Genomic DNA, 19607 nt, shown 5'->3' with positions numbered 1-19607 from the left:
TTACTCTTTGTCCAGCTTGCCAACCAGCGACAGGGTGAAATCGGCACCCATGTACTTGAAGTGCGGACGCACGTTCAAGCTGACGCGGTACCAGCCCGGCTCGCCTTCAACGTCGCTGACGATCACTTGCGCAGCGCGCAGCGGACGACGGCCACGCACTTCGGCGCTCGGGTTTTCCTGGTCGGCCACGTACTGGCGGATCCACTTGTTCAGTTCCAGCTCGAGGTCGGTACGTTCTTTCCACGAACCGAGTTGCTCGCGCTGCAGCACTTTCAAGTAGTGAGCCAGGCGGTTGACGATCATCATGTACGGCAGTTGGGTGCCGAGCTTGTAGTTCAGCTCTGCCGCCTTGCCTTCTGCGCTGATGCCGAAGAACTTCGGCTTCTGCACCGAGCTGGCGGAGAAGAACGCCGCGTTGTCGGAGCCTTTGCGCATGGTCAGGGAGATGAAGCCTTCCTCGGCCAGTTCGTATTCACGACGGTCGGAGACCAGAACCTCGGTCGGGATCTTGGTTTCGATTTCGCCCATGCTTTCGAAGTGGTGCAGCGGCAGGTCTTCAACCGCGCCACCGCTCTGTGGGCCGATGATGTTCGGGCACCAGCGGAATTTGGCGAAGCTGTCGGTCAGCTTGGTGCCGAACGCGAACGCGGTGTTGCCCCACAGGTAGTGCTCGTGGCTGTTGGCAACGGTTTCCTTGTACACGAACGATTTGACCGGGTTTTCTTCCGGATCGTACGGGTTACGCAGCAGGAAGCGCGGCACGGTCAGACCAACGTAGCGGGAGTCTTCCGAAGTACGGAAGCTCTGCCATTTGGCGAATTGCGGGCCTTCGAAGTGGTCTTTCAGATCTTTCAGATCCGGCAGGCCGGTGAAGCTTTCCAGACCGAAGAATTTCGGGCCGGCCGCAGCGATGAACGGCGCGTGGGACATGCACGAAACGCTGGCCACGTACTGCATCAGTTTCACGTCCGGCGAGCTTGGGGACATGAAGTAGTTGGCGATGATCGCGCCCACCGGCTGACCACCGAACTGGCCGTATTCAGCGGTGTAGATGTGCTTGTACAGGCCCGACTGCATGACTTCCGGCGAGTCTTCGAAATCGTCCAGCAGGTCTTCTTTGGAGACGTTGAGGATTTCGATCTTGATGTTTTCGCGGAAGTTGGTGCGGTCGACCAGCAACTGCAGGCCACGCCACGACGATTCCAGTGCCTGGAAGTCCGGGTGGTGCAGGATCTCGTCCATCTGACGGCTGAGCTTGGCATCGATCTCGGCGATCATGCGGTCAACCATGGCTTTCTTGACCGGCTCACCGTTGTTCTGCGGCTTGAGCAGTTCTTCGATGAACGCCGACACACCACGCTTGGCGATGTCGTAGGCTTCGTCGTCCGGAGTCAGACGGGTTTCGGCGATGATGCTGTCGAGAATGCTGTATTCGCCGCTTTCGGCGCTCTTCTCTTGTGCTGCGCTAGTGCTCATTGTGTTGGCTTCCTTGGCTGGAGTCTCAGGCGTCCGGGGCTGCGGCGTTCAGGCCCAGCTCACCGAGTACGCGACCGCGGGATTCGTCGTCGGCGAGCACGCCTTCGATCGCTTTACGGAACGCAGGTGCGTTACCCAGCGGGCCTTTGAGGGCCACCAGCGCATCGCGCAGTTCCATCAGTTTTTTCAGCTCAGGCACTTGCTCGACCAGGCTGGCCGGGTTGAAGTCCTTCATCGAATTGACGCGCAATTGCACAGCCAGCTCGTCGGCCTCGCCATCTTCCTGCAGACGGTTCGGCACGCTCAGCGTCAGACCCAGCTCTTGCTTGGCCAACACTTCGTCGAAGGTCATCTTGTCGATGCTGATCGGCTTGCGATCTTCGATTTTGCGATCGTCCTTGCGGTGGGTGTAGTCACCGATTGCCAGCAGCTTCAGCGGCAGTTCAATCTCTTCCTGAGCACCGCCGGTGGCGGGTTTGAAGGTGACGTTGATGCGTTCCTTGGGGGCTACCGAGCCTTCTTTGGCCATGGCTTTTCTCCTTGCGGTTGTGGCCCTGGGGCCTATTCGAGTACCACTTCGAGGTCGAGGTGGCACAGCCTGCGATAAATCTCTTCCTTGCGTTCACGTACGGCATGGTTCTGCGGCAACAACTCGCAGCAGCTATGCAGTAAATGCAGCACTTCCAATGCAAGATCGGGCTCCCAGGCGTGCAGGCCTGAGTCCTGTAATGTCTGATCGAGGGTTTCGAGCTGGTTCTTGGCCAGTTCGTACTTCTTGGCCATGAAGCACAGCCGGGCAAGGGCGAACTGCCAGAAGAACCGCTCGCGTCCGCCGTGGGCCGATTGCAGTCCTTGCTTGAGCGTCTGCACGGCAGGCTTGAGGCCTTCCTTGCGCAGCAGCGGCAGCACTTCCTGCAGGGCCTTTTCCCAGGCGGGCTGGGTTTCGACGTCGTCGGTTTCGACCTTGCGCGGCGCGCTGGCGCTTTGCAGGTGCGGCATGACATTGCCGGCGATCCACGCCCGGGTGGACGGATCGGCAAACGGCGCGCCGTCATGGAAACGACATTCGATGATGCCGGGCAGGCGCTGAACCAAAAGCGCGAAGTGGATTTCCACTTCGCGCATTGCCATCTCGGCGTTGAGGTTCTGGAGACATTCCCAGACCATCCTCTGGCCATCGAACCAGAACGGCGCCTTCGCCAGGCTCGCCTCCAGTTCCACCAGCAGGTCAGCGTATTTGCCCTGATCGAAACGGTCCTGATACTGCTTGAGTTTGTCCACCGGCAGACCACGCAGCACGGTGATCTGCTCGGCATTGCGCTCGGGCACCGCGTCGATCGGCAGCCAGAGCAAGGTGCGGTTCAGACGCAGGGCGCGCAAGTCGGTGGCCTTCTGCTTGAGCCACCAGGCACACAATGGACGCGCGCTTTCCTGCTGGGCGCGCAGAGCCTTGTAGGCGTCTTTTTCGTTGTCGATCGGTGCGCCGGGGGTCAGCAACTGGCTCGCGGCCTGCTTGACCTGCGCCACTGCTGCGCCCACCACACCGGGGGCCGGCTGATTGTCGGCGGCACGCTGGATCATGGTTTTCAGGCGACGCGAGAGCGGCAGCAACAGCGGCGCGTCGTCGCCCAGATGTTCGGTACACGCGGCATCGAGGCCGGCCAGATGCTCGGACAACTGCCGGAACATCGGCAGCTGTTCCTTGATCGCAATGTTTTCAGTGAGCACCTGCTCCAGACGCGGCACCAGCCAGCCAATGGCGGCGGCACGGGTGCGTGGTTTGAGCGGGTGAACGTCGGCCCAGTGGTTTTCCGACAGATGGTGCAGCAGACCGAGGCCGGCCAGCAGCCCGGGGAAGGATTCACGCTGGTACAACGACCAGGTCAGCCAGGCGCCAACACGTAAATCCTTGGATTGGGTACGCAGCAGATTTTCGCTGTTTTCACGGATTTTCAGCCAGTCGATCTGCCCGCTTTCGTGCATCGACGAGGCTTTGGCCAGCTCGCTTTCCAGCGCCTCGAATTCGCTCGAAAAACGAACGTCTTCGCCCGCGAAATTCTCTTTGGAAACAGAGACTTTTGCGAGTTCGAGGTAATGGGCGGAAAGTTTGCTTGAGTAGGACATCCATGGCCTTTATTTAGGATTACAGTCATGCGCCTATTGGAGTAACCGCGGCGCGGGACAGTATCGAAGAGCGGTGAAGCGACTCATCCAATTGAGATGTGCTCTTTCAAGTGGGCGCATCGTAATCACTATGATGGCCACTAGCAAGCATCTGCTTAAACAACAAGACGAAGTGTTCATTGGGCCGTGTAGGAGATCGCCCTATATGTGGCAGGGGAATCCCTGATGGCGATTTATATTGCCCGCATTTGCTTTGCCCCCACAGAACCCTTGATCCAGAGCGGCCCAATCCCGCCTGAGCGCACCGACCCGAACCTTCGTCCCATTTCACGGCGGCAAGCATGACAACTCTCGAAAAAAATAGAAGTAGGACACTTCCGAAAATCCATTGAATTTTACAAACGATTTACCGGCGACAACATTCAACAACAAAAGTGCCATCAATTTGATGGCACTTCATTTTTCTGAAACTTTATTCAGCTCGTGAATGCTGCACTTCAGTGCTAACTCAATAATTATCGAAGTGACTTCCTACAGTCATTTCCTTCAATCCGCACAACACTTTCACGCCCGGAATACTCTGACAAATGTCAGGGATACTTCTTACATCAATTTATTTCCCGCATTGCTAGCTTGCTTGAGCAAATTCTTTTCGCGTGGCGATCAGGGACGATCGAACACCGCGCATCGACTCACCTGCTTAAGGACAAGCGTATGTTCAGTATGGGCAGTTGCGCGCCTTTTACCCTGCGAATTCCCGGCGTTCGCCACGACTTCAAGGTGCTCGCATTTGATGGTGCTGAAGCCATCAGTTGCCTGTACGCGATACGGGTCGAGCTGGTCAGCGAGCGAGCAGATATCGATCTGGAAGGCCTGCTCAGTCAGCCGGCATTTCTGCAATTCGGGTTCAACAACGAAGGTATTCACGGGCGCATTGAAGATGTGCGGGTGGGTGAAAGCGGAAAACGCCTGACCCACTATGAGCTGACGCTAGTGCCTGCGTTGCATTATTTGCGGTTCAGTCATGATCAGCGGGTTTTCCAGCAGCGTACGGTGCCGCAGATCATCGCGCATGTGCTCAAAAGGCATGGCATTCAAGGTGATGCGTTTACCTTCCATGTCACCCCGAATCCGCCACGCGACTATTGCACTCAGTACGCGGAAAGCGACTTTGAATTCATACAGCGCCTGTGCGCCGAGGACGGGATCGCCTGGCATCACCAGCATTCGGCGGACGGCCATTTGCTGGTATTTACCGATGACCAGGTGTTTCTCCCAAAGCTAGCTGTGACGCCGTATTTGCAAGAATCCGGTATGGTGGCCGAGCATCAGGTGGTCAGCCGATTCTGTGTGCGCAACAGCACGCGCACCAGTACCGTCACTCGTCGTGACTACGACCTGAAACGCCCGAGCCTGTTGCTTGAAGGCCGCTTCACCGCCGGATTCACTCCAACATTGGAGGACTACCGTTATCCACTGCTGATCGAAAACGAAAGGCGCGGCAAGCAAATTACCCGGCAGGCATTGGAGCGCCACCGCAGCGATTATGAACTGGGCGACGGAGCGAGCGATCAGACGAATCTGCGTAGCGGTCACTTGTTTGAGCTGACCGGACACCCGCGAAAAAAGTGCAACGACCTGTGGCTTCTGCTCAGCGTCGCCCATGAAGGCCGACAGCCACAAGTACTTGAGGAGTCCGCCTCCAGCGATGTCAAATCCGCCGATGGTTTCACCCAGGGTTACCGAAATCGCTTCAGCGTGATTCCCGCCGAGGTGATTTTCCGGCCTCCGCTACCGACGCCACGTCGTCCGCTGGTGACTCAGACCGCACGGGTTACCGGCCCCGAAGGCGAAGAGATTTATTGCGATGAGTTCGGTCGCGTGAAGATCGAATTTCCCTGGGATCGCAAAGAACTCAACAGTGAGCGCAGCAGTTGTTGGGTACGCGTAGCGAGCAGTTGGGCCGGCGATCATTTTGGCGCAGTGACCATTCCGCGGGTTGGCATGGAAGTCGTGGTGTCCTTTTTGGAGGGCGACCCGGACAAACCACTGATCACCGGTTGTGTGTCCAACAGAGTTACCGCGCCGCCCTACTCGTTACCCGACCACAAGACCCGAACTGTATTGCGCAGCGAAAGCTCGCCGCGCAATGGCGGTTACAACGAACTGTCGATCGAGGATCGTGCCGGGCAAGAGCTCATCTATGTGCGCGCACAGCGCGACATGGCGCAAAAAATCGGTAACAGCCTTCAACTGGAAGTTGGCAACGAGCGCCGCGAAACCATCAATGGCAACAGTTACACCCATGCTGGCCGGTCTCTCGACATTGAGGCCGGCCAGCAAGTGCTGCTCAAGGCCGGCGCCAGCGTGGTGCTGGACGCCGGCGCCAGCATCACGCTGAAGGCTGGCGGTCATCACCTCGTGATCGATAGCGGTGGCATTTTCAGCAGCACTGAAATCGAAACGGGCCGCAAGCCGCAAGACAGTGAAGCGCCCCAACTGCTGCTGCATGGACTGGATGGCGCATTGCCCGTTGCGCCAGCGGTGCACGAACGTGCAGAGGCAGAGCTCGAGGAAGAGGAGGAAGAAGTCGACCTAGAGGATGAGCCGCCGGGGGGAATTACTTTGCGTATTGGGGTGTTTTTCGATGGCACGGGGAACAACAAGGCCAACAGCGAGACGGTCGCAGCGTGTTACGCCCCGGACGCCAATCTTGCGGAGGCGGCTGCGGAGATCCAGCAGCACTGCGCCACCTACGGTTACGACGGTGATGGAAACTCGCCGGATAACAGTTATGGGAATGATGAGAGCAATATTGCGAGGTTGTATGAGCTGTATACGGATCACTCCTTCGAAACACTGCCGGAGAAAACGAGAAACGCCTCTTTGCGCGTGTACATCGAAGGTATTGGTACAACAACTGACGCAGGTGACTCACTTTACACACAAGCGACAGGCTTAGGAGAGACCGGTGTATCTGCTCGTGTGGAGCAGAGCCCTGAAAAAATTATTGGTCAAGTGCGCTCACTGATCGATAAAAACCCCAATGTACTTATAGAAAAGATCGAGTTCGATATTTTCGGCTTCAGTCGAGGTGCCGCCGCGGCTCGACACTTTGCAAATAAGGTTCTCAAGGGCAAGCGCAGTATTCTTGCAGATGCGTTTCCAGCAGGTTCTGCGGCACTCTCCAGCAACTTTGACTGGCAATCAAAATCGAGTATCAGCATTAATTTCATTGGGCTATTTGACACCGTTGCAGCAATCGCCAACCCATGGCTGCTCGATTTTACCGGCGCCAACAGTAGAAACCCCGGCCTCGAGTTGAAGCTGCCTGATGGTTGCGCCAACAAAATAGTCCACCTGGTTGCCCGCGACGAATATCGCGAGAACTTCGCACTCAACAGCCTGGGCGACATCGATCTGGTCTTGCCCGGCGCTCACTCGGATCTGGGCGGCGGCTATTTGCCTAGAGCCAAGGAAAAACTTCTGCTAAGCAACCCGCTCACCAGCACTATCAGCCGAAACAAGGACGCGACCCGCAGTGCGGCCTATGCTGCTGCCGAAAAAGAAGCCTATGCCTGGTTTGCAAAAGGCGTCATCGAAGAGGACGCCCCGGGCAATCAATTACGCGTTGCACTTTGGGAAAGAGCCGTGACTCAACCAACGGAAAAAGGCGGATACAGGCAGGATCTCCAGAAGCGGGTTTACGCGGCGGCCAGCATTGAGCGACCAGTACACGGGGAGCTGTCTCTGGTGTATCTGCGCATCATGCGTGAGCTGGCGGTCAGACATGGAGTCCCATTCGAGGTCATTGACGAGAATGAGCCAAGACTGTCCTTACCGACGGAATTGATCCCGATACACGCCAAGCTTGAAGCTTATGCGCTTGGAAAATCATCTGTCGAAGGCCTGACCATCAAAGAAAGGGAATTGTTACGTAGCCGCTATATCCATCTTTCCGCTCACTGGAATGCAGCCAAGGGCTTGAACAGCAGCGACATGAGCATCGTTTTCATCAACCGTCCAGCCAGGAACAACCAACGAGTGGTACACCCCCATGAATGACTTCACTCGACCTCTCGGCAAAACAATATGTTTCCTGCTTGGCATATTTTTGGCCGGCTGTGTACAAGACGTCTCCCATGCTGCAGAGAAGCAGCCCTGGTTCCTTGGCTTTGGAGCACCGGACTACATGGAGGTCTGGATTGAAACAGCCGACGTGGTGGATATCCGGGAGCGAGTGTTCCGACGCGCCGGAGCCGGAATTGCTTCGGTAAGAGTTCCGGCCGATAACAAAGGCACACCGGCAGGTTGGCCCAAAAACCCCGGAAGTGGCGCAGGACGTGATGTCACGGGCGCTGACCTGCCCCGCTTGATCTACGTGCGCTGGCAGTCACTGGCCGAACCTCAGACCTATGAAGCCTATATCGTCATCCCCGAATCAGCCCGGGAGATCATGCGCAAGCCGGAGAAAGCTTTTTGCAGGGCTGATGGCAAATGGATCACCGACTATCGCAATGACATCGGCATTGGGTTGGCACCCGGCGGCATAGCCAAGGTCTGGCTTGGCGGCCCCTGCTTCAAGTCAGTCGAAATTGTCCGCGTGCAAGGAACCATCAACCCCAAAGGCCCCTACGAAGGAAAATCCGGCGGTAAACATCGGCCTCTCTCCGATGCCTCCAAAACCTACATCGAAAAATTCGGCATCCCCTTCGGGAGCTGGTAAGGAGCTTTACCTCATGGAATTGAAATCCCTGTTGTTCGCAGCACTGATGTGGCTTCCCGTCACTCACGCCTCTGCAGACACCCCGCCACTGGATGGTCATTACTATCTGACCGGTGCGATGGAAATGGGCGCCGAACTGCTGCTGCGCAAGGACGGCACGTTTGATGCGGGCGTGGCTTATGGCAGTGCAGACGGGTTTGCCAAGGGTACCTGGCAGGTAGAAAACGACACCGTGACGCTGAAGAGCGAAACCAAAGCCGCGTCCAACAGCGATTTGTCCGGCCTGTTCCAGGATCTGCAGCTGGCGATCGAACCGAACTGCCTGGCCGTGGATTTCGGCAACGGCAAGGCCTGCTTCCGGCGTCAGTAAGCCGATTTACAGCCACAAAAAATGGGCACCCGACCGCAATCGGTGTGCCCATTTTTTATTGCAGTTCTCCCCGCTACTCAGGGAGTTCGCCGCAATTTAAGGATTGACGCTGTCTTTCAACGACTTGCCTGGCTTGAATGCCACGGTGTTGCTGGCCTTGATTTTCACCGGTTCACCGGTTTGCGGGTTCTTGCCGGTGCGGGCGCCGCGATGGCGTTGCAGGAAGGTGCCGAAGCCCACCAGCGTGACGCTGTCCTTGCGGTGCAGAGCGCCGGTGATTTCTTCGAGGACGGCGTTGAGAACGCGGTTGGCCTGTTCTTTGGTCAGATCCGCTTTTTCAGCGATTGCAGCGGCGAGTTCTGGTTTACGCATTAGTGAAGCCCCTTTGACGGTTTTTTGTTGTTATGTCCGTGCTGTTCTCGTTGGAACAGCGCCCAAGGCGCCGCAGGCTCTACTCTGCGGCAGACGGGAGTGAGAATGGCACGCCGATACCGGCGGCGCCAGTCTCCCCGCGACCTTTGTAGGGGCAAAAGCGGGGTGATTCCGACAGAACGACCGGTATTTACGCCAGCAAGGCCGGAAGCTGTTTGTTCAGGGCGAGTTTTTCCATCACTGCCGCGCCGGTCAGCGCGTAACCAAGCAACTGACCATCGGCGCTGTGACACAGGGCCTTGATGTCGGCGCCCTGCCCTTCGACGGTCCAGACGCCTTCGCTGCCCCGAGGCGGCGGCGAAACGACCAACGGGCACACCGGGGTTTTCACTGTGATCGGCATCGCGCCGTAACTCACCGCCGTCGGATTGCCCGCCAGAGTTTGTGCCAGCGCACGCGCACAGCTCATGAGGGGCATGACGTACAACAGATTCAGCCCATCGACCTCGGCGCAGTCGCCCAGGGCATAGATATTGGCGTGGGAAGTCTTCAGGTGCCGGTCGACGACCACGCCACGGTTGACTTGCACGCCGGCAGCCGCCGCCAGATCGATACGCGGACGCAGGCCGATGGCCGACACCACCACATCGCAGGCAATCACCTGACCGTCAGACAGATGCGCTTCCAGCCCGTCTGCGACTTTTTGCAGGCGGGTCAGCACCGGGCCGAGGTGAAAACGCGCGCCCAGGCTTTCCAGCCCGGCCTGCACGGCGGCCGCAGCGGCCGGGTGCAGCAGCATCGGCATCACTTGCTCGCACGGCGCCACCAGTTGCACCTCGTAACCACCGAGGATCAGGTCATTGGCGAATTCGCAGCCGATCAGGCCGGCACCGAGCAGCAATACACGGCGCTTGCCCGCAGCAGCTGCGCGAAAGCGCGCGTAGTCTTCGAGATCGTTGATCGGGAACACCAGATCAGCACCGTCACCTTCGATCGGCACGCGCACGGTTTCCGCGCCCCAAGCGAGGATCAGGTCGCGGTAGTACACCGCTTCTTCGCCGATCCACAGGCGCTTGTGGCCGGCGTCGATGCCGCTGATGCGGGTGTGGGTGCGCACTTCGGCCTTCAATTGCTCGGCCATCGCGCCTGGTTCGGCCATGCTCAGGCCGTCGGCGTCCTTGTTCTTGCCGAAACCGGTGGAGAGCATCGGCTTGGAGTAAGAGCGCCCGTCATCGGCGGTAATCAGCAGCAACGGGGTTTCGCCATCGAGTTTGCGAAACTCGCGGGCCAGGTTGTAGCCCGCAAGCCCGGTGCCGACGATTACGACAGGTGCGTTCATGCCTTACTCCTTGGTTTTTCTCAGTTGATTTCGATCATTTCGAAGTCCATCTTGCCGACGCCGCAGTCCGGGCACAGCCAGTCTTCCGGCACGTCCTGCCACAGGGTGCCCGGCGCGATGCCGTCATCCGGCCAACCGTCGGCTTCGTTGTAGATCAGGCCGCAGACGATGCATTGCCACTTTTTCATTCAGGTACTTCCTCAGGTTTCAGGCTTTTGTCGGCGCGGACGGTCGATGGTGGTTGCGCTGCCATCCGGCTCAGGGCGTTTTGTACTGAGGGTGCCGGGCAGATGCAAGCCTGTTCGGCGCAACGGCGACCCGGATCCATCAAATTCGCAGCACGCCATGTTAAGCTCGCCGCCTCATTTGCGGCCAATAATGACTCATTGTGCAACATTCAAATGCCTGCCCGGCCCCGCTCTGGCTGACTCAAAGCCGACTGATGCCCCTTCCCGATTCGTTGACCCTGAACTGGTTGTTCGACGAAGGCTCGCTGACCCGCCGCCTGACGCGGCTGTCGAATGACGGCTTCAGCGTCACGCCGCTGTTCGAAGGCTGGGACACCCTGCGCAGCGACGAATGCGCGGCGCTTGCGCTGGCCGAAGGCAGCGAAGGCTGGGTGCGCGAGGTGTATCTGCGCGGGCATGGCGAGGCCTGGGTGTTCGCCCGCAGCGTGGCGTCGCGGGCCGCCCTGCAAGGCGACGGCCTGCACATGGACGAACTGGGCAGCCGTTCGCTGGGCGAACTGCTGTTTTGCGACCACGCCTTCCAGCGCCGCGCCATCGAGGTCTGTCACTACCCGCAGGACTGGCTGCCGGCAGAATGCCGCGCGCCACAACTGTGGGGTCGCCGCTCGCGTTTCGACCGTGGCGCCTTGAGCGTGCTGGTGGCGGAGATTTTCCTGCCGACCCTGTGGAACGCCGCCCGCGCCCATCCGGAGAACTGCTGATGTACCAGAGCCTGCTCAAGTCCCTGAACCGCTTGAACCCGCGCGCCTGGGATTTCATTCAGCTGACGCGCATGGACAAGCCGATCGGTATTTACCTGCTGCTGTGGCCGACGCTGTGGGCGCTGTGGATTGCCGGCAAGGGTTCGCCATCGCTGGCCAACATCGTGATTTTCGTCCTCGGCGTGGTGCTGACCCGCGCCGGCGGCTGCGTGATCAACGACTGGGCCGACCGCAAGGTCGACGGCCACGTCAAACGCACCGCGCAACGACCGCTGGCCAGCGGCAAGATCAGCTCGAAAGAGGCGCTGGTGTTCTTCGCGCTGCTGATGGGCGTGAGTTTCCTGCTGGTGCTGTGCACCAATGCGCCGACCATCTGGTTGTCGCTCGGCGGCTTGGCACTGGCCTTCACTTATCCGTTCATGAAGCGCTACACCTATTACCCGCAAGTGGTGCTCGGCGCAGCGTTTTCATGGGGCATGCCGATGGCATTTACCGCCGAGACCGGTGAGCTGCCGGCAGCGGCGTGGCTGCTGTGGATCGCCAATCTGCTGTGGACGGTGGGTTACGACACCTATTACGCGATGACTGACCGTGACGACGATCTGAAGATCGGTGTGAAATCCACGGCGATTCTGTTTGGTGATGCCGATCGGATAATCATCCTCACCCTGCAGGCGCTGTCGCTCGGTTGCCTGTTGCTGGCAGGCTCGAAGTTCGAGCTGGGCGTGTGGTTCCATCTCGGCTTGCTGGTGGCCGCTGGCTGTTACGCGTGGGAGTTCTGGTACACCCGTGATCGCGACCGGATGCGTTGCTTCAAGGCATTTCTGCACAACCACTGGGCGGGGTTGGCGATCTTTGTCGGGATCGTGCTGGATTACGCGTTGCGCTAAACACAAACCTGTAGGAATGAGCCTGCTCGCGATGACGATGTATCAGCCACATTGCTGTTAACTGATACACCGTCATCGCGAGCAGGCTCGCTCCCACAGGGGATTTGCGTTTACTTGGCCTTGGCGACGTGCCAGGCGCCGTCCATTTTGCCCTCACCGGTCATATCACCGGCCTTCTTGTCCATCACGAACGTATACAGCGGTTTGCCTTCGTAGGCCCATTGCATCTTGCCGTCATCGCGCTTGATCACCGTCCAGTCGCCCATGGACTTGTCAGCCGCCGTAGCCATCAGCGGTGGCCAGTTCGCCGCGCACTTGTCGTTGCACATGGACTTGCCCGCAGAGTCTTTGGCGAAGGTATACAGGGTCATGCCCTTGTGATCGGTAAACATGCCGTCCTTCTCCATCGCTGGCTCAGCAGCAAACGCCATGGTCGGTAAAGCAACGGCAGCAGCCAGCAGCAGAGCTTTGAAAGAAGCAGTCATTTGAGTCATGGAAACCTTCTTTTGTGGTTGTCAGGATTCGGACTTAGAGCTTAGTCCAGGATCCGGACAATCGCCGGGCGACTAAAATACTGTCACACGACTGCAATAATTCCGTTATCTAATGCGGCGCAAGACAGTTAAATGACAAGAGGATTAAGGCATGGTTGGCAGGAGCATTCTGATCGTCGACGACGAAGCGCCCATTCGCGAAATGATCGCCGTTGCGTTGGAAATGGCCGGCTATGACTGCCTCGAGGCTGAGAACTCGCAGCAGGCTCACGCCATCATCGTTGACCGCAAACCGGACCTGATCCTGCTCGACTGGATGCTGCCCGGCACCTCCGGCATCGAACTGGCCCGCCGTCTCAAGCGCGACGAGCTGACCGGGGACATCCCGATCATCATGCTCACCGCCAAGGGCGAAGAGGACAACAAGATCCAGGGTCTTGAGGTCGGCGCCGACGACTACATCACCAAACCGTTTTCCCCACGGGAACTGGTCGCCCGCCTCAAGGCCGTGCTGCGCCGCGCCGGCCCGACCGATGGCGAAGCGCCGATCGAAGTCGGCGGCCTGTTGCTCGACCCGATCAGCCACCGCGTGACCATCGATGGCCGTCCGGCCGAGATGGGCCCGACCGAATATCGTCTGCTGCAATTTTTCATGACCCACCAGGAACGCGCCTACACGCGCGGCCAGTTGCTGGATCAGGTCTGGGGCGGCAACGTCTATGTTGAAGAACGCACCGTCGACGTGCACATCCGGCGCTTGCGCAAGGCCCTCGGCGACGCCTACGAAAATCTGGTACAAACCGTGCGCGGCACTGGCTACCGGTTTTCCACCAAGGCCTGATCCGACCGCCAGACTCGCTGACAAGGACCGTATTTTCCGTGAATCAAAACTGGCATGGCACCCTGATTCGCCACATGCTGTTGCTGGTCACCGCCTGCCTGGTGATCGGCCTGATCACCGGCTATTACGGCTGGAGCCTCGCTGCCGGCCTGGGCATTTACCTTGCCTGGACGCTCAAGCAACTGCTGCGTTTGCACGAATGGCTGCGCCTGCACCAACCCGATGAAGCACCGCCCGACGGCTATGGCCTGTGGGGCGAGGTGTTCGACAGCATCTACCACCTGCAACGCCGCGACCAACGGGTACGCGGGCGCCTGCAAGCGGTGATCGACCGGGTGCAGGAGTCCACCGCCGCGCTGAAAGATGCGGTGATCATGCTCGACAGCGACGGCAACCTGGAATGGTGGAACCGCGCTGCCGAAACCCTGCTCGGCCTCAAGACCCCGCAGGACAGCGGCCAACCGGTGACCAACCTGGTACGCCATCCGCGCTTCAAGGAATACTTCGAGCAGGACAGCTATGCCGAACCGCTGGAAATTCCCTCGCCAACCAACGATCGGGTGCGCATTCAGCTGTACCTGACGCGCTACGGCAACAACGAGCATCTGATGCTGGTGCGCGACGTCACGCGCATTCATCAGCTGGAACAGATGCGCAAAGACTTCATCGCCAACGTCTCCCACGAGTTGCGCACGCCGCTGACGGTGATCTGCGGCTACCTGGAAACCCTGCTCGACAATGTCGAGGAAGTGAACCCGCGCTGGAGCCGCGCCCTGCAGCAGATGCAGCAACAGGGCGGGCGCATGCAGACCCTGCTCAACGACCTGCTGTTGCTGGCGAAACTGGAAGCCACTGACTACCCGTCGGACAACCAGCCGGTGCAGATCGATACCCTGCTGCAATCGATCAAGAGCGACGCCCAGCAGTTGTCCGGGCAGAAAAACCAGAAAATCACCCTCGAAGCCGACGGCAAGATCCTGCTCAAGGGCAGCGAGGCGGAACTGCGCAGCGCCTTCTCCAATCTGGTATTCAACGCGGTGAAATACACCCCGGCCGAGGGCAATATTCGCATCCGCTGGTGGGGCGACGACCAAGGCGCGCACCTGAGCGTGCAAGATTCGGGGATCGGCATCGACAGCAAGCACCTGCCACGCCTGACCGAACGTTTCTACCGCGTCGACTCCAGCCGCAACTCCAACACCGGCGGCACCGGGCTGGGCCTGGCGATCGTCAAACACGTGCTGCTGCGCCACCGCGCGCGGATGGAGATCAGCAGCGTGCCCGGCCACGGCAGCACATTCACCTGTCATTTCGCTCCGGCGCAAGTGGCCAGCGCACGGGCGATCAGCACCGCTGAGTAATGTCGCACTAGGCAATCGCCAGGTCAGCCGCTACATTGGCTGACTTGCGTCTGCCTTTCAGGCGCGATTTCTTCTCTCTTACGAATCACACGGAACCTGCAAAACTCCATCATGGACCCTTCCCCTGGCTTGTCCCTCGCTACGATATTCGCCGATTTCGGCATGATTCTTTTCGCTCTGATCCTGGTTTTGCTCAACGGCTTCTTCGTTGCGGCGGAATTCGCCATGGTCAAACTGCGCTCGACCCGGGTCGAGGCCATCGCCGACAAGAACGGCTGGCGCGGGCACATCCTGCGCACCGTACACAGTCAGCTCGATGCGTACCTCTCGGCGTGCCAGCTCGGTATCACCCTCGCCTCCCTCGGTCTGGGCTGGGTCGGTGAGCCGGCCTTCGCGCACCTTCTCGAGCCGCTGCTGAGCGCGGTCGGCGTGCAGTCGCCGGAAGTGGTCAAAGGCATTTCGTTCTTTACCGCGTTCTTCATCATTTCCTACCTGCACATCGTGGTCGGTGAGCTGGCGCCCAAGTCGTGGGCGATCCGCAAACCCGAGCTGCTGTCGCTGTGGACGGCGGTGCCGCTGTACCTGTTCTACTGGGCGATGTACCCGGCGATCTACCTGCTCAACGCCAGCGCCAACGCGATTCTGCGCATCGCCGGCCAGGGCGAACCCGGCCCGCACCACGAACACCATTACAGCCGCGAAGAACTGAAACTGATCCTGCACTCCAGCCGTGGTCAGGACCCGAGCGACCAGGGCATGCGCGTGCTGGCCTCGGCGGTGGAGATGGGCGAACTGGAAGTGGTCGACTGGGCCAACTCCCGCGAAGACCTGATCACCCTCGAATTCAACGCGCCGTTGAAAGAAATCCTCGCGATGTTCCGCCGCCACAAGTTCAGCCGGTATCCGGTGTACGACAGCGAACGTCAGGAGTTCGTCGGCCTGTTGCACATCAAGGACCTGCTGCTGGAGCTGGCGGCGCTGGACCATATTCCGGAGTCGTTCAACCTGGCTGAGCTGACCCGCCCGCTGGAGCGCGTATCGCGGCACATGCCGCTGTCGCAACTGCTGGAGCAGTTCCGCAAGGGCGGCTCGCACTTTGCCGTGGTTGAAGAGGCCGATGGCAACATCATCGGCTACCTGACCATGGAAGACGTGCTGGAAGTGCTGGTCGGCGACATCCAGGACGAACACCGCAAGGCCGAGCGCGGGATCCTCGCGTATCAGCCGGGCAAGCTGCTGGTACGCGGCGATACACCGCTGTTCAAGGTTGAACGCCTGCTCGGTATCGACCTGGATCACATCGAAGCCGAAACCCTCGCCGGGCTGGTTTACGAGACCCTGAAACGGGTACCGGAAGAGGAAGAAGTGCTGGAAGTCGAAGGCCTGCGGATCATCATCAAGAAGATGAAAGGGCCGAAGATTGTGCTGGCGAAGGTGTTGATGCTGGATTGATGGGTGTTTTGGGGGACGCTTCTGTGGTGAGGGGATTTATCCCCGATGGGTCGCGGAGCGGCCCTGTAATCTGCAATCACGTAACTCCTGACTCAATGCCTTCAATGATTTTGGGACGGCTGCGCCGTCCATCGGGGATAAATCCCCTCACCACAAAAGCCCCTCCACAGCGGCCCCCTAACGGTTTTACTGTTTGCCCAACGCAAAGTTGGGCAACGCCCCCAGTGGCTGGTTGAACTGATACGGAATCGACACCAGCCCCTGCCCGGTATTGCGCTGCACCACAAAGTGCAGGTGCGGGCCGCTGCTGTTGCCGGTATTGCCCGACAGCGCCAGCGGGCTGCCGACCACCACCCGCTGCCCTTCGCGCACGCTCACCGATCCTTGCTTGAGGTGCAGGTACACGCCCATCGTGCCGTCATCATGCAGCACCCGAACGAAATTGCCGGACGCATCATTGCCGCGTCCGCTCTGTGAATTTTCGGTTTTCACCACCACCCCGGCCCGTGCGGCAATGATCGGTGTGCCCACCGGCATGGCGATGTCCATCGCATACCGGTTCTTCGGCCCATAGTGGCTGTATTGGCCATTGGCACCCTGACTGAGACGGAACGGCCCGCCCCGCCACGGCAGTGGATAGCGATAGCTCTGCGCGGCTCCTGTGGGGTCACCCAGCGAATACTGGAATTGAGGTGAATACACCAGCGGCTGACCGCGGGTAATCGCCGTCAGCAGCGCCAACCGCGTGTTGCTGCGCGCCGGCAGCACCCGGCGAATCGTCTGCGCCGGAGCGCCACGCACATTGCTCAGGCCGGTAAACGCCAGCGCAATTTCGACCGGCGCATACAGATCGTTGCGCACGAACACCACGTCGCTGCCCTTCTGCTTCTTGATATCGAGGTACACCTGGCGCTCCAGGTGCTCGACCATGCGGTCCTGAAACACGAACACCTGCGAGCCTTTGCTCGGCCGGTCGCTGTACGAGACCACGCCGTTGGCATCGGTGGATTTGTAGATGGTCATGGCCACAGCCGAGGCGGAGGCCAGGAAAAGACCACAGAAAAACAGCAGGCGCGCGAGCATGGGCAAGAGTCTGTCGAAGTAAGGCCTGGAAATGAGCCTAGCAGCTGAGACAGACCAGGCTAGTCGACAGATGTTTCAAATTGGGCAGCGCACAAAGCAAAAGATCGCAGCCTGCGGCAGCTCCTACATTGGAATGCGATCCTGTAGGAGCTGCCGAAGGCTGCGATCTTTTTCGATGCGCCGCTTACGCGCCCGGAACGAAGTGCTTCTGCGCCGTGCCACGGGCGATCAGGCGGGAGATGTAGTCGAGCTTCTGTGCGTCCTGATCGACGAAGCGGAAGGTCAGTTGCAGCCAGTCGCTGTCGGCTTTCTGTTCGTGGGCAACGATAGCGTGCAGGTAGCCGTTGAGGCGGGCGATTTCCGCGTTGTCGCCCTGCTCCAGATCGAGCACGGCGCTGTCGAGGATCTGCGGCAGGGTTTCTGTGCGCTTCACCACCAGCAGCGCCTCCTTGATGCTCAGGGCCTTGATCACGCATTGCTGGGTGCCACTCGGCAGGCGCAACTGACCCTGACCACGACCGCCGACCGGCGCTTTGGAGGCAGCCGGTGCCTGCACCGGCGGACTGTTGAGCAAGCCACGGGACGGCGCAGCAGCAGGCGCCGCAGCAGCTGCAGCAGGCTTGGCGAACGGATTGACCGCAGCCGCCGCTGGCGCAGCGCCGACCACGGCAGCCTTGCCACCGGTCAATGCGCTCAGGGAATCGTTGCCGAACGCCGAGTTCATCTTGGTTGGCGCGCTGTTCATCAGGGCGTCGAGCTTGCCAACCTTGTTCAGCGCCTGCTTGACCTTGGTCAGCAGTTGTTCGTTGGTGAACGGCTTGCTGACGTAGCCGGAAACCCCGGCCTGGATCGCCTGCACCACGTTCTCTTTATCGCCACGGCTGGTGACCATGATGAATGGCATCGACTTGAGATTGTCTTGCTGACGGCACCAGGTCAGCAGCTCAAGACCGGACATTTCCGGCATTTCCCAATCGCACAGGACCAGGTCGAACGCTTCTTTGGCCAGCATGGCCTGGGCCTTTTTGCCGTTGATGGCATCCTCGGTGCGGATCCCCGGGAAATAGTTACGCAGGCATTTTTTCACCAGGTCGCGAATGAACGAAGCATCGTCCACGACCAACACACTGATCTTGCTCATCCAACACCCCTATAAAAATCCCGGCAAGCATACCGCTTTGCTGATGGCACATTGCCAACAATCTTCAGTCACGCCGGGACTTTTCGTTCGCGGGTGCTGCTTTTTAATTCGATTCGCTGTTCAAGCACCATAAACAAAAACGCCCGGCCAAAGGGCCGGGCGCTTTTCTCAGGCAATCTTACTTATCGTCAGCATCGCCCGGAACATTAGCGGTTTCGCCGCTTGTGCCTTGAACTTCTTCTTTCATGCGTTTGAGGCCCAGGTGGCGCACATCGGTGCCGCGCACCAGGTAAATCACCAGCTCCGAGATGTTGCGCGCGTGGTCGCCGATGCGCTCCAGCGAACGCAGCACCCAGATAATGCTCAGAACCCGCGAGATAGAGCGCGGGTCTTCCATCATGTAGGTCGCCAGCTCGCGCAGCGCGGTCTTGTATTCGCGGTCGATGACCTTGTCGTACTGCGCCACCGACAGGGCCAGATCGGCATCGAAGCGGGCAAACGCGTCCAGCGCATCACGGACCATGTTGCGCACCTGGTCGCCGATGTGACGCACTTCGACGTAACCGCGCGGCGCTTCGCCTTCTTCGCACAGCTGAATGGCACGGCGGGCGATCTTGGTCGCCTCATCGCCGATGCGCTCCAGGTCGATCACCGACTTGGAGATGCTGATGATCAGCCGCAGGTCGGACGCCGCCGGCTGCCGACGGGCGAGAATGCGCAGGCATTCTTCGTCGATGTTGCGTTCCATCTGATTGATCTGGTCGTCGATCTCGCGCACCTGCTGAGCCAGGCCCGAGTCGGCCTCGATCAGCGCGGTGACTGCGTCGTTGACCTGCTTCTCGACCAGCCCGCCCATGGCCAGGAGGTGGCTGCGCACTTCCTCAAGCTCGGCGTTGAACTGCGCGGAGATGTGGTGGGTAAGGCCTTCTTTACTAATCATGTTGGCGTCCTTGGAGCGTCCGGTAAGGTGCGGTGGGCCGCAGCGTCAA

At 59.4% G+C, this 19607-nt stretch carries 18 protein-coding genes; 8 read left to right on the top strand and 10 right to left on the bottom strand.

The genetic code is table 11. The features are described from left to right. The 3 genes from tssC to tssA are packed head-to-tail and all read right to left on the bottom strand — an operon-like array spanning nt 1 to nt 3600. Entirely contained in the window at nt 1–1476 is a 1476-nt protein-coding gene (gene tssC / locus PMI25_RS22880; protein WP_003229584.1) for a type VI secretion system contractile sheath large subunit, read from the bottom strand. A 25-nt stretch (nt 1477–1501) separates the two neighbouring features. Beyond that, the gene (tssB, locus tag PMI25_RS22875) at nt 1502–2005 is read right to left on the bottom strand and encodes a type VI secretion system contractile sheath small subunit (RefSeq protein ID WP_003229587.1); all 504 of its coding nucleotides are present in this window, start codon (nt 2003–2005) and stop codon (nt 1502–1504) included. 32 nt (nt 2006–2037) lie between these two features. Then, nucleotides 2038–3600, bottom strand: coding sequence for a type VI secretion system protein TssA (gene tssA, locus PMI25_RS22870; RefSeq protein WP_007962314.1), 1563 nt, complete (start codon nt 3598–3600; stop codon nt 2038–2040). Nucleotides 3601–4314: 714 nt separating this feature from the next. Between tssA and tssI the strand changes: the two genes are divergently transcribed. The 3 genes from tssI to PMI25_RS22855 are packed head-to-tail and all read left to right on the top strand — an operon-like array spanning nt 4315 to nt 8696. Further along, a complete protein-coding gene (gene tssI / locus PMI25_RS22865) occupies nt 4315–7665 on the top strand; it encodes a type VI secretion system tip protein TssI/VgrG (protein ID WP_007962313.1) in 3351 nt (1116 codons plus the stop codon). After that, nucleotides 7658–8326 (top strand): DUF2931 family protein, encoded by a 669-nt coding sequence (locus tag PMI25_RS22860; RefSeq protein ID WP_007962312.1) that lies wholly within the window; start codon nt 7658–7660, stop codon nt 8324–8326. Before tssI ends, PMI25_RS22860 begins: the two co-directional genes overlap by 8 nt. A 13-nt stretch (nt 8327–8339) precedes the next feature. Beyond that, nucleotides 8340–8696, top strand: a complete 357-nt coding sequence (locus PMI25_RS22855; RefSeq protein WP_007962311.1) for a hypothetical protein — start codon at nt 8340–8342, stop codon at nt 8694–8696. 96 nt (nt 8697–8792) lie between these two features. Here the strand turns inward: PMI25_RS22855 and PMI25_RS22850 are convergent, their stop codons facing one another. From PMI25_RS22850 to PMI25_RS22840, 3 genes are all read right to left on the bottom strand, one after another. Further along, complete coding sequence (locus tag PMI25_RS22850; RefSeq protein ID WP_003213368.1) at nt 8793–9068, bottom strand: HU family DNA-binding protein; 276 nt, start codon at nt 9066–9068, stop codon at nt 8793–8795. Between the two features lie 190 nt (nt 9069–9258). Further along, nucleotides 9259–10407, bottom strand: a complete 1149-nt coding sequence (locus PMI25_RS22845; protein WP_007962310.1) for an NAD(P)/FAD-dependent oxidoreductase — start codon at nt 10405–10407, stop codon at nt 9259–9261. Nucleotides 10408–10427: 20 nt separating this feature from the next. Continuing rightward, nucleotides 10428–10595, bottom strand: a complete 168-nt coding sequence (locus tag PMI25_RS22840; protein ID WP_003437744.1) for a rubredoxin — start codon at nt 10593–10595, stop codon at nt 10428–10430. 200 nt (nt 10596–10795) lie between these two features. On the opposite strand from PMI25_RS22840, the gene PMI25_RS22835 reads away from it, so the two are divergent. Both PMI25_RS22835 and ubiA read left to right on the top strand, forming a co-directional pair. Next, entirely contained in the window at nt 10796–11356 is a 561-nt protein-coding gene (locus PMI25_RS22835) for a chorismate--pyruvate lyase family protein (protein ID WP_045122169.1), read from the top strand. Continuing rightward, entirely contained in the window at nt 11356–12246 is an 891-nt protein-coding gene (gene ubiA / locus PMI25_RS22830) for a 4-hydroxybenzoate octaprenyltransferase (RefSeq protein WP_007962302.1), read from the top strand. The genes PMI25_RS22835 and ubiA overlap by 1 nt, the downstream gene beginning before the upstream one ends. A 110-nt stretch (nt 12247–12356) precedes the next feature. Here ubiA and PMI25_RS22825 read toward each other — a convergent pair whose 3' ends face one another. Beyond that, nucleotides 12357–12740, bottom strand: a complete 384-nt coding sequence (locus PMI25_RS22825; protein ID WP_007962301.1) for a COG4315 family predicted lipoprotein — start codon at nt 12738–12740, stop codon at nt 12357–12359. 151 nt (nt 12741–12891) lie between these two features. On the opposite strand from PMI25_RS22825, the gene phoB reads away from it, so the two are divergent. From phoB to PMI25_RS22810, 3 genes are all read left to right on the top strand, one after another. Next, nucleotides 12892–13581, top strand: a complete 690-nt coding sequence (phoB, locus tag PMI25_RS22820) for a phosphate regulon transcriptional regulator PhoB (RefSeq protein WP_003229608.1) — start codon at nt 12892–12894, stop codon at nt 13579–13581. A gap of 74 nt (nt 13582–13655) precedes the next feature. After that, a complete protein-coding gene (phoR, locus tag PMI25_RS22815; RefSeq protein ID WP_238547098.1) occupies nt 13656–14942 on the top strand; it encodes a phosphate regulon sensor histidine kinase PhoR in 1287 nt (428 codons plus the stop codon). A 111-nt stretch (nt 14943–15053) separates the two neighbouring features. After that, complete coding sequence (locus tag PMI25_RS22810; RefSeq protein WP_007962298.1) at nt 15054–16394, top strand: hemolysin family protein; 1341 nt, start codon at nt 15054–15056, stop codon at nt 16392–16394. Nucleotides 16395–16580: 186 nt separating this feature from the next. Here the strand turns inward: PMI25_RS22810 and PMI25_RS22805 are convergent, their stop codons facing one another. From PMI25_RS22805 to phoU, 3 genes are all read right to left on the bottom strand, one after another. After that, nucleotides 16581–17477 (bottom strand): peptidoglycan DD-metalloendopeptidase family protein, encoded by an 897-nt coding sequence (locus tag PMI25_RS22805; protein WP_007962296.1) that lies wholly within the window; start codon nt 17475–17477, stop codon nt 16581–16583. A 184-nt stretch (nt 17478–17661) separates the two neighbouring features. Then, nucleotides 17662–18618, bottom strand: coding sequence for a response regulator (locus tag PMI25_RS22800; protein ID WP_007962291.1), 957 nt, complete (start codon nt 18616–18618; stop codon nt 17662–17664). A gap of 178 nt (nt 18619–18796) precedes the next feature. Further along, nucleotides 18797–19558 carry a phosphate signaling complex protein PhoU gene (gene phoU / locus PMI25_RS22795; protein WP_007962290.1) on the bottom strand — a complete coding sequence of 254 codons (762 nt, stop codon included), beginning with the start codon at nt 19556–19558 and terminating at the stop codon, nt 18797–18799. Nucleotides 19559–19607 lie beyond the last annotated feature (49 nt).

It is taken from the genome of Pseudomonas sp. GM30 (genome assembly GCF_000282275.2).
Lineage (GTDB): Bacteria > Pseudomonadota > Gammaproteobacteria > Pseudomonadales > Pseudomonadaceae > Aquipseudomonas.
Note: the sequence above shows the minus strand (reverse complement) of the source record. Positions and strands in the feature narration are given on the sequence as shown.

Coding starts and splice junctions, on each gene's coding strand:
- tssC (WP_003229584.1), bottom strand. CDS start 1,476: ATGAGCACTAGCGCAGCACAAGAGAAGAGCGCCGAAAGCGGCGAATAC.
- tssB (WP_003229587.1), bottom strand. CDS start 2,005: ATGGCCAAAGAAGGCTCGGTAGCCCCCAAGGAACGCATCAACGTCACC.
- tssA (WP_007962314.1), bottom strand. CDS start 3,600: ATGTCCTACTCAAGCAAACTTTCCGCCCATTACCTCGAACTCGCAAAA.
- tssI (WP_007962313.1), top strand. CDS start 4,315: ATGTTCAGTATGGGCAGTTGCGCGCCTTTTACCCTGCGAATTCCCGGC.
- PMI25_RS22860 (WP_007962312.1), top strand. CDS start 7,658: ATGAATGACTTCACTCGACCTCTCGGCAAAACAATATGTTTCCTGCTT.
- PMI25_RS22855 (WP_007962311.1), top strand. CDS start 8,340: ATGGAATTGAAATCCCTGTTGTTCGCAGCACTGATGTGGCTTCCCGTC.
- PMI25_RS22850 (WP_003213368.1), bottom strand. CDS start 9,068: ATGCGTAAACCAGAACTCGCCGCTGCAATCGCTGAAAAAGCGGATCTG.
- PMI25_RS22845 (WP_007962310.1), bottom strand. CDS start 10,407: ATGAACGCACCTGTCGTAATCGTCGGCACCGGGCTTGCGGGCTACAAC.
- PMI25_RS22840 (WP_003437744.1), bottom strand. CDS start 10,595: ATGAAAAAGTGGCAATGCATCGTCTGCGGCCTGATCTACAACGAAGCC.
- ubiA (WP_007962302.1), top strand. CDS start 11,356: ATGTACCAGAGCCTGCTCAAGTCCCTGAACCGCTTGAACCCGCGCGCC.
- PMI25_RS22825 (WP_007962301.1), bottom strand. CDS start 12,740: ATGACTCAAATGACTGCTTCTTTCAAAGCTCTGCTGCTGGCTGCTGCC.
- phoB (WP_003229608.1), top strand. CDS start 12,892: ATGGTTGGCAGGAGCATTCTGATCGTCGACGACGAAGCGCCCATTCGC.
- phoR (WP_238547098.1), top strand. CDS start 13,656: ATGCTGTTGCTGGTCACCGCCTGCCTGGTGATCGGCCTGATCACCGGC.
- PMI25_RS22810 (WP_007962298.1), top strand. CDS start 15,054: ATGGACCCTTCCCCTGGCTTGTCCCTCGCTACGATATTCGCCGATTTC.
- PMI25_RS22805 (WP_007962296.1), bottom strand. CDS start 17,477: ATGCTCGCGCGCCTGCTGTTTTTCTGTGGTCTTTTCCTGGCCTCCGCC.
- PMI25_RS22800 (WP_007962291.1), bottom strand. CDS start 18,618: ATGAGCAAGATCAGTGTGTTGGTCGTGGACGATGCTTCGTTCATTCGC.
- phoU (WP_007962290.1), bottom strand. CDS start 19,558: ATGATTAGTAAAGAAGGCCTTACCCACCACATCTCCGCGCAGTTCAAC.